This window comes from Betaproteobacteria bacterium (assembly GCA_016791345.1).
Lineage (GTDB): Bacteria > Pseudomonadota > Gammaproteobacteria > Burkholderiales > JAEUMW01 > JAEUMW01.
Genome location: JAEUMW010000044.1, coordinates 1 through 8509, shown reverse-complemented (window position 1 = coordinate 8509; position 8509 = coordinate 1). Strand labels below are relative to the sequence as shown.

Genomic DNA, 8509 nt, shown 5'->3' with positions numbered 1-8509 from the left:
GGGCGCGACCGCTTCGCCCAGCTGCGGCCGGACTGGGCGCGGGAGCGCGCAGGGTGTTCGATGCTGTCCTGCAGTTCCTAGCGGGCCGGCAGCGCTGAAAGCTGTGGAAAGTCCTGTGGAAAACACCGTTCCCGGCGAGCGCCGGACGGGCCCACCACACGACTGGGTCGCATTCGCCGCAGCCGACGTGGTGCAACGCAAAACAATGCGTTATCGCCGCCCGCAGAACGCATGCATATCACCCCGACAAGTCAGCCGCCGCCGCCGGCTTTGTGCATAACCTGCGAGATTGATCGCGGAATCGCGGGAGAAGCTAACCCGCGGTTGGAGCAAGGTTTTTCCATCCGACCGCGCTTGGCGCAGTCAATCGGCATGGAGTCCCTGCATGCGGAAAAGCTCCTCCAGGTGCGGGCTCATCGGCAAATCGAGACGCACGCCCGACGGCAGTCGCTTGAGGAACCACCGGTTGTAGATGTAGACGATCTCGCGGCTCTCGGCGAGCTTCCCGAAGGCGGCATCGACGATCCGGGCGAACTCGGGGTCGTCCTTCCTGAACATCAGCCCGTACGGATCGTAGGTCAGGAAATCGCCCACCACGCGGTACTTGTTGCCGGTGCGGGTCTCGGCCAGCATGCCGTAGAGCAGAATGTCGTCGTTGGCCCAGGCGTCCGCCTTGCCCGATTCGAAAATCTGAAACGATTCCCTGTGGTCCGCGCCCGTCACGAAGTTCAGATTCAGCTGCTGGCGCTCGGCGAGCTTGCGCAGCGCCGTATCCTGAACCGTGCCGCGCGTGACGACGATGGTGCGACCCTTGAGGTCGCGCAGCTCGCGGTAGCCGTCGCCCTTGCGCACCATGAGCTTAGTGCCGGTGACGAAGATGGTCGGCGAGAAGGCAACGCGCTTGCGTCGCTCCAGGTTGTCCGTGGTCGACCCGCATTCCAGATCGATGTCGCCGGCGACGACGCGATCGAAGCGGTTCTCCGGCGTGACCGGGCGGTACTCGGTGCGGATCTCCCGGCCGAGTTCGGTGCTCACCGCATCGGCGATGGCCTCGCACAGGTCGAGGGAGTAGCCGACCGGCTTGCCGCTCGCATCCCGGAAGGCGAACGGAATGGAGTTCTCGCGATAGCCGAAGCGGATGGTGCCGGTATCCTGCACGCGCTTGAGCGTCCCCGTGTACTGAGACGCGGCGTGCGTTGCCTCGTCGCCCTGGGACCGGGCCGGCGCGGCCACACACACGGCGAGAAGCCAGGTCAGGACGAGCTGCCGGAACACACGGCAAGCGACGAGTCCGGCCAGCGGCGGGCGACCGCGTGGCGCGCCGCGGGCGTCCGCGGACGATGTTGCGTGTGTCATGCCGAGCCCGCGGCGTGCACGTCCGGTTCCAGCATCTCCTCGGTGTCGCCCCCGGTTTCGTCGCCGAGCTCGCCTTCCCACTTCGCGACGACCGCGGTGGCGATGCCGTTGCCGATGACGTTGGTCACCGTCCGCCCCATGTCGAGGATCTGGTCGATCCCCATGATGAGGAGCAATCCGGCTTCCGGCAGATTGAACATGGGCAAGGTCGCCGCGACGACCACCAGGGACGCGCGCGGCACACCGGCGATGCCCTTGCTGGTCAGCATCATCACCAGGAGGAGAGTCACCTGCTGTCCGAGCGACATGTCGATGCCGTACGCCTGCGCCACGAAGAGCGCGGCGAAGGCCTGGTACATCATGGACCCGTCGAGGTTGAACGAATAGCCGAGCGGCAGCACGAAGCCGGTGATGCTGTCCTTCACGCCGAACTTTTCGAGCTGCTCCATCGTCTTCGGATACGCCGCCTCGCTGCTTGCCGTGGAGAACGCGAGCATCATCGGTTCGCGCAGCAGCTTGAGCAGATCGAAGACGCGACCGCCGAGAATCAGGAATCCGGCGCCGATCAGCACCGACCACAGCACCAGCAGGCCGAGATAGAAACCGCCGATGAACTTGCCGTAGGTGACGAGGACGCCGAGTCCCTGCACGGTGATGACCGCAGCGATGGCGGCGAACACCGCGAACGGCGCAAAGCGCATGACGTAGTCGGTGATCTTGAGGACGACGTGAACCGTTTCCTCGATGACGGCCACCAGCGTCCTCGTGGATTCCCGGCGCACGGCGGTGACGGCGAATCCGAAGAACACGGAGAACACCAGGATCTGCAGGATCTCGTTGTTCGCCATCGCCTCGAAGATGCTCTTCGGGAAGACGTGCGTGATGAAGTCGCGGAAGTTGATGGCGGAGGTCTTGAGGTTGGTGCCGGCCCCCGCATCCGGCAGCGCCAGGTGCATCGTCTCGCCCGGGCGCAGGAGGTTCACCATGATCATGCCGAGCGTGAGCGACACGAGCGAAGCCGTGACGAACCAGCTCAAGGCCTTCACACCGACGCGGCCGACCGCCTTCGAGTCGCCGGTGCCCGCGATCCCGGCCACCAGGGTGGAGAAGACGAGCGGGGCGATGATCATTTTGATCAGCCGCAGGAAGATCTCGGTGACGATGGAGAAGTAGCCGGCGATGTCCTTCGCGGTCTTCGCGTCCGGCGCCCATTCGTGGCAGAGATAGCCGGCCACGACGCCCAGGATGAGGGCGATCATGATCCAGCTCGTGAGCGAGATCTTGCGCATCATGGGAGCCTGCCTCCTTTGTTCTCGTTGGTATGCCGCGCTCTGGGCGATGAGTCTAGCGCGTTGCAGGATGCTCTCGCCAGAGCCGACGCGCGATGAATAACTGTGCGAGATGGACCAGCACCAGCAGGCCGACCACACCTGGCCAGTTGTAACGCTGCCAGATGAGCGCGGGCGCGATAGCGCCCACGCTGCCGCCGAAATAGTACGCCGACGTATACAAACCTACTGCCGCGGACTTCGCATGCGAGGCCGCGACCGGCACGAAGCCGGTGGCGAGCGCCTGCAGCATGAAGATCCCGCCGCAGCTCACCGCCAGCCCCGCCATGATCAGCGGCACGGTGCCGAGGAGCGTGAGAAGGATGCCGAGGATCGCCAGCGCCATGCCGACGGTTGCGACACGGGCGCGGCCATGCGCCGTGACCCAGCGTCCGGTAAACGGCGTCAGGACGACCCCGACCAGGTACGCGGCGAACATGGTGCCGATGGCAGCGGGCGACAGCGAATAAGGCGCTGCGGCCAGATGCAGCGCGGCGTAGGTGAAGGTCGCGACGAGCGAAAAGAGCAGCCCGAAGCCGATGGTGAAGGCCGTCATCAGGGGCCGGTTGCGCAGGTGCGAGGCGGCGGCCCGCAGCGCATCGCGCGGTTTGGACGGGGCGTGCGGCAGGCCGGCGAGCCGCATGCCGGGCAGGACGAGGGGCAGGAGCGCCAGCGTGATGCCGCCGATCACGTAGAAGGCAGCGCGCCAGCCGAAATATTCCGTCAGCAACCCGGCGAGGAAGCGGCCGGAGAAGCCGCCGAGCACGGTGCCGGCGATGTACTGACCGGCCGCGCGCGCGGCGTGTCGCGGGTCCGGATCGTCTCCCAGCGAGCCCGCTGCTGCCGCCACGATGCCGGGCACGAAGAGGCCGCACGCCAGCCGCCAGAAGAGCATCTCGCCGAGCGTGTGCGCTGTGCCGCTCAGGATGGTGGCGGCACCGAGCCCGGAGATCGCGACCGCCATCATCCGTGCGCGTCCTGCGATGTCGGTGACGATGCCGGCGAAGGGCGCGAGCAGCGCGACCGACAGCGGTCCGGCCGCAACGGTGACCGTGGCGCCGCCCGAGGCGAGGCCAAACGCCTGCTCGAGCTGCGGCAGCAGGGCTTGCGGCGGGTAGAGATTGAGGAACGCGGCAAAACCGGCGGTGACGACCGCAGCGCGACGCTGGTCGAAGGACATCGGTTGTGCCTGCGCTACGCGTTCAGCCGTAGTGGACCGCGAGCCAGACCGTCGGCTGCGCCGGGTCGGTCCATTCGACGCGGTGCCGGCGGTGTGGCGCGATGTCGACGTGATCCCCCGCCAGGAGGGTGCGCACTGCGGGTTCGTCGGCGAACTGCAGGCGCGCGGCACCGGCGAGCACCACCACCCATTCGCCTTGCGGCTGGTCGTACCAGAAATCCGCGGGGCTCGTCTGGCCGAAGGAGACGATGCGCTCGATGCGCAGGCCGGGGCGGGAGAGGATTGCGTCGAAGACCTCCCGGTCGGAGCGGATGGGAAGCGCAGCGAAGAGATTGGCAAGCAACCCGGAATCGGTCACGCTGCGCTCTTGTCCTGAAGTCGGACCCCACGGTGCGTGGCTTTCGCGCCGGGATAGAGCGGCGTCACGATCCTCCCGCCGCGCTCAGATCGGACTTTCCACCTTGCTCCACCCCGCAGCAGGGTTGAAGAGTCGCATCTCGCCCGCGATCTGGGCGGTATTCGGCCCGAGATTCTTCTCGTATACGACGCCGTCCTGATTCACGATGAAGGTCATGATGCCAGAGGCTCCGTACTTCGCGGGCCACGCTACGATAGCGAAGCCGCCGATCATGTGGCCGTTCGCGAGATAGCTGTAGGCGCCGCCGGGCGCGTCCTTGCCCTGGGCGGTGAGGATCCTGAAGTAGTAACCGTGAAAGGGCATGCGCTGGCCGGCCTGGGACTTGTAACCCTCGCGGCTCGCCGTGGCCGCGAGCGGTCCCAGCGGACTCTCCGGCTTGCCGTCGGCGGCGGGCCAGTACAGCCCGTCGGTCTTGCCGGGCTGGCTGCGAAAGCGCCGGGCGTACTCCAGACGGCCGTCGCCGTTGCGGTCCTCCGCCGAATACTCGCGCTGCGCGTCGACGATGGCGAGCAGCACCTGGATCGTGTAGAGCTCGTTCTTGCCGATGCGCCGGTTCAAGAGTTCCTCCAGCCCCTTGTCGGCGTCGAAGCGCCAGACCGTGCCGCGCTTGACGATCGGTATCGGCAGCGGCCAGTCGTCCTTGCCGACGTTGAGCATCGCAGTCGTGTCGCCGCGCATCTCGATCTTGTGCGCTTCTTCGAACGCTGTGACGAACTTGGCGCGTTCCGCCTCGTCGGCGACCGTGTCGCCGGAACCGATGAGCTTGCCGCCCTGCGGCCCGAAGAGCGTGAGCAGACGGCTTTCGTCGTTTGCCTTGAGCGCCGCGACGAGCGCGTCGGCGGCAGCTTCCGGAGACTCGAAGGTGGCCTGCTTCGGCGTTGCCGCCAAGGTCGTCGTGCTCACGAGCCAGCCAGCGGCGACGAGGGTGATGGCGGCGATCAGCCGTGGCATGGGTATTCTCAGCGCAGGGAATGACAGCATTTCGTCCTCGATTCGTTCGGGGTGTTCGAGAGTTGTCGGGCCAAGGCCGAGCTAGCGTCGTCCGCCGCGCCCGCCACCGCCACGCGCGCCTCCGCCGAAGTTGCCGCCGCCGGCGCGGGCACCGCCACCGACGTTGGGATGCGCCGCAGCCTGCCGGCTCGCCGCGCCGCGGTCGCTGAACTGGCGCGTTTGCGCGCCGTTGCCGACGCCGTTGAACGCGGCCGGTCGGCTGCCGGCCTGTGCTGTCGAGGGGCGGCTTGCCGGCTGCGTGGACGGCCGGTTCGCGCCGCCGCGGTCACCGAGGCCCGCGGACTGGCCAGCGCCGGGCCGATTTCCAGCACCAGTTCGGTCCCCCGCACCGGCGCGATTGCCTGCACCCGCCTTGTCACCGACACCGCCGCGATCGCCGACACCGCCGCGATCACCGACACCGCCGCGATCACCGACACCGCCACGATCACCGACACCGCCACGATCACCGACATCGCCACGATCACCGACACCGCCACGATCACCGACACCGCCGCGCTGACCCCCCTGGTCGCGACCGCGAAAGTCCTGGCGCTTATCGGCACCGGCGAGGGTGCCTTTCCCGTACTGCTGCCGGGTGGCGGGATCGCGGTAGTTCACGCCCTTGCGGTGCGCCGGGTCGTGCCGCCAGGTGTTGTTGCTGATCGCGCTTGCGCGGTTGTTGCGGATGTTGGTCGTGTTGATGCTGTTGTACCGGTTCACGTTGACGTTCACTTCGCCGCGACCCCACCCTGCGCTGCCCCAGCCCCAGAGCGAGCCGACGACTGCAACGCCGGTGGCGAACGCAAGCCCGGAGACGAACGCGCTGCCCGCGTAGTAACCGGGCGGCGGCGGCAGGTAATAGGGCGGATACGCCGGGTACGGCCAGGCGCCGTAGACCGTGGTCGGCTGGTAAGTGGGAACGTAGACCACCTGCGGGTTCGCCGGCTGGATGATGACGGTTTCCTTCTCGGTCACCACCGTCTGCTGCTCGTTGCTCTTGAGATTGCCTGTGTCCTGGGCCTTCCGGCGCAGCCGCTGCACGGCAGCCATGACATCCGACTGCTGGGCGAGAAACGCGTCACCCAGCTTCTGCGTCCAGTCGAGCTTGTCGTTCATCATGGTCAGGACCTGCGGGAAGGCGACGATCGACTTCACGCTCGGGTCCCATTCCATCGGCTCCAGCGCCTTGGCGAGCGCGTCGCCCTTCAAGTCCTTGTTGGCGGCTTCGCGCTGCCAGCGAGCGGCCTGGACGATCTCCAGGGGATAGGTCGCCGCCATCAGGGTCTGCACGAGCAGATCGTCCGGATAGAGCGCGATGGGGGCGACCAGCGCCTCGATTTCCTCCTGCTTGAACGCGCTGCCGCCGGCGGCGGACGGGTCGGCAGCGGCTTGCTGCTGCGGCGCATCCTGGGCGTAGGTCAACGGCTGCGGTGCCGCCACGGTAAGCGCCAAGGCGCAGCAGATGGGTCGCAGTGCGATGTTCATGTCGGCCTATCCCGATCGGATTGTCGTTACGTGGAGTGTTGTCAGGTGGAAAGGGGTGCGCGCCCTTTCACTTGGCACGTGGCGCATCTTCGATCCCGTCGACGCGGGTTCCGGCACGGATACCCCGCACCGCGAACCAGCCGCGGTTCGTTTCCAGCGCATACGCGGCCGCTCCGCTGGACGGGTGGATGTCCACCGTCTGCGGCGTCATGTCGCGGATGTTGAGGATGCGCCCGTCGCTTCCGATGAAGGCCACCGACAGCGGGATCAGCGTGTTCATCATCCACATCGACTGCAGCGTCGCCTCGGGGAATACGAAAAGCATACCCCGATTCTCTTCCAGGTGCTCTCGGAACATGAGCCCGCGCTCACGCGTTTCGGGGGTGGCGGCGACTTCGACCCGCAGCTTGTAGCCGGCGATGGAAAGGGTGACTTCGGTGGCCTGCGCATGCGCGCGGCCGGCGAGCAGGAGGCCGAGCAGGGCAAGGGCGATACGAAGGGGAGCGCGCATCGGTCGCAGGAGATGGGTGGTAACGGGCGCGAGATGTATACCACAACTCGCCGCGAATCCGGCGCCGGGGCGCGCGCGTCGGTTGCCGCAACTGCGGATAGAATGGACGTTCGACCCAAAGGCGACGAGGAGCCGATCGGCAATGGCCAGCGAAATTCTTGACGTCCTGCTGGAGCAGCGCGCCTCCGGCGAGCCCCACGCGCTTGCGACCGTGATCGAGACGGTCGGCTCCTGCTCGGCGAAGACCGGTGCCAAAGCCGTGATCGACCGGCACGGGCGCGTCACTTCGGGGTGGGTCGGCGGCGGCTGCGCCGAGGCCACGTGCTGTCGCAGCGCGCTCGATGCCATTGCCGACGGCGTTGCGCGGGTGGTCGAGATCGACATGGAGGACGAAGTGCTGGGCGTGGGCATGCCCTGCGGCGGGCGCATGCGCGTCTATGTCGAGCCGATTCTGCCGAAACCGACGCTGTGGCTGCTCGGTCACGGGCGCGTCGCCGAGGTCCTGTGCGCGCTGGGCGACCTCATGGGGCTGCGGGTGACGGTGATCGATCCGGAGGCGACGAGAGAACGGTATGCGGAGGCAGCCGCGCTCATCACCGATGACCTCGAATACACACGCCTCGAACCGGGTGCCGACGACTTCGTGGTGGTCGCCACGCAGCACAAGGGCGATCACGAGTCGATGACGCGCACACTGCATTCGAGCGCGCGCTACATCGCGCTCGTGGCAAGCCGCAAGCGCGCGCGCCTGGTGCTCGACTTCCTGCGTGCGGAAGGCTTTGCCCAGAGCGATCTCGCGCGTGTGCACGCGCCGGCGGGACTCGACCTGGGCGCGCGCACGCCCGAGGAGATCGCGCTGTCGATCGCAAGCGAGATCGTGCTCGTGCGACACGCTGCCAGCGGGCGCGCGCTCCGCGACAAGCTCGCGGACGAGCGCAACGCACGGCCGGCAATCAAATCGGTCTCCTGATGAACGAGGAGATCTACCGGGCGCGCATCCTCGAACACTTCCGGCACCCGCGCCACCGCGGCGATCTGGCGGCCATGCAGACGATCGGCCGCGGGGCGATTCCGCTCTGCGGCGACGAGGTCGAAGTGGGCGTGCGCGAAGCCGCCGACGGACTCGCGGTGCGCTTCCGCGGTCGCGGCTGTGCGGTATGCATCGCCTCCGCCTCGATCATGGCGGAGATCGTCAACGGGCTCGACCGCCGTCGCACCGAGGAGATCGGACGCGCGTT

Annotated in this window: 9 protein-coding genes; 2 read left to right on the top strand and 7 right to left on the bottom strand. The window is 67.4% G+C overall.

The features are described 5' to 3' along the window. Window positions 1–363: 363 nt before the first annotated feature. From JNK68_01580 to JNK68_01550, 7 genes are all read right to left on the bottom strand, one after another. Window positions 364–1356 (bottom strand): amino acid ABC transporter substrate-binding protein, encoded by a 993-nt coding sequence (locus tag JNK68_01580; protein ID MBL8539039.1) that lies wholly within the window; start codon window positions 1354–1356, stop codon window positions 364–366. Continuing rightward, window positions 1353–2645 (bottom strand): dicarboxylate/amino acid:cation symporter, encoded by a 1293-nt coding sequence (locus JNK68_01575; protein ID MBL8539038.1) that lies wholly within the window; start codon window positions 2643–2645, stop codon window positions 1353–1355. Before JNK68_01575 ends, JNK68_01580 begins: the two co-directional genes overlap by 4 nt. A 55-nt stretch (window positions 2646–2700) precedes the next feature. Beyond that, window positions 2701–3864 carry an MFS transporter gene (locus JNK68_01570; protein MBL8539037.1) on the bottom strand — a complete coding sequence of 388 codons (1164 nt, stop codon included), beginning with the start codon at window positions 3862–3864 and terminating at the stop codon, window positions 2701–2703. 22 nt (window positions 3865–3886) lie between these two features. After that, window positions 3887–4222, bottom strand: a complete 336-nt coding sequence (locus JNK68_01565; GenBank protein MBL8539036.1) for a cupin — start codon at window positions 4220–4222, stop codon at window positions 3887–3889. An 84-nt stretch (window positions 4223–4306) separates the two neighbouring features. Next, window positions 4307–5263, bottom strand: coding sequence for a DUF2950 domain-containing protein (locus JNK68_01560; GenBank protein ID MBL8539035.1), 957 nt, complete (start codon window positions 5261–5263; stop codon window positions 4307–4309). Window positions 5264–5314: 51 nt separating this feature from the next. Next, on the bottom strand, window positions 5315–6760 hold the full coding sequence (locus JNK68_01555) for a DUF3300 domain-containing protein (protein MBL8539034.1): 1446 nt from the start codon (window positions 6758–6760) through the stop codon (window positions 5315–5317). A gap of 67 nt (window positions 6761–6827) precedes the next feature. Beyond that, window positions 6828–7271 carry a DUF192 domain-containing protein gene (locus JNK68_01550; GenBank protein MBL8539033.1) on the bottom strand — a complete coding sequence of 148 codons (444 nt, stop codon included), beginning with the start codon at window positions 7269–7271 and terminating at the stop codon, window positions 6828–6830. 142 nt (window positions 7272–7413) lie between these two features. Between JNK68_01550 and JNK68_01545 the strand changes: the two genes are divergently transcribed. Both JNK68_01545 and JNK68_01540 read left to right on the top strand, forming a co-directional pair. Further along, entirely contained in the window at window positions 7414–8241 is an 828-nt protein-coding gene (locus tag JNK68_01545) for an XdhC family protein (GenBank protein ID MBL8539032.1), read from the top strand. Then, window positions 8241–8509, top strand: a 269-nt coding sequence (locus JNK68_01540; protein ID MBL8539031.1) for an iron-sulfur cluster assembly scaffold protein, incomplete at its 3' end; no start/stop codon positions are given. The genes JNK68_01545 and JNK68_01540, both read left to right, overlap by 1 nt.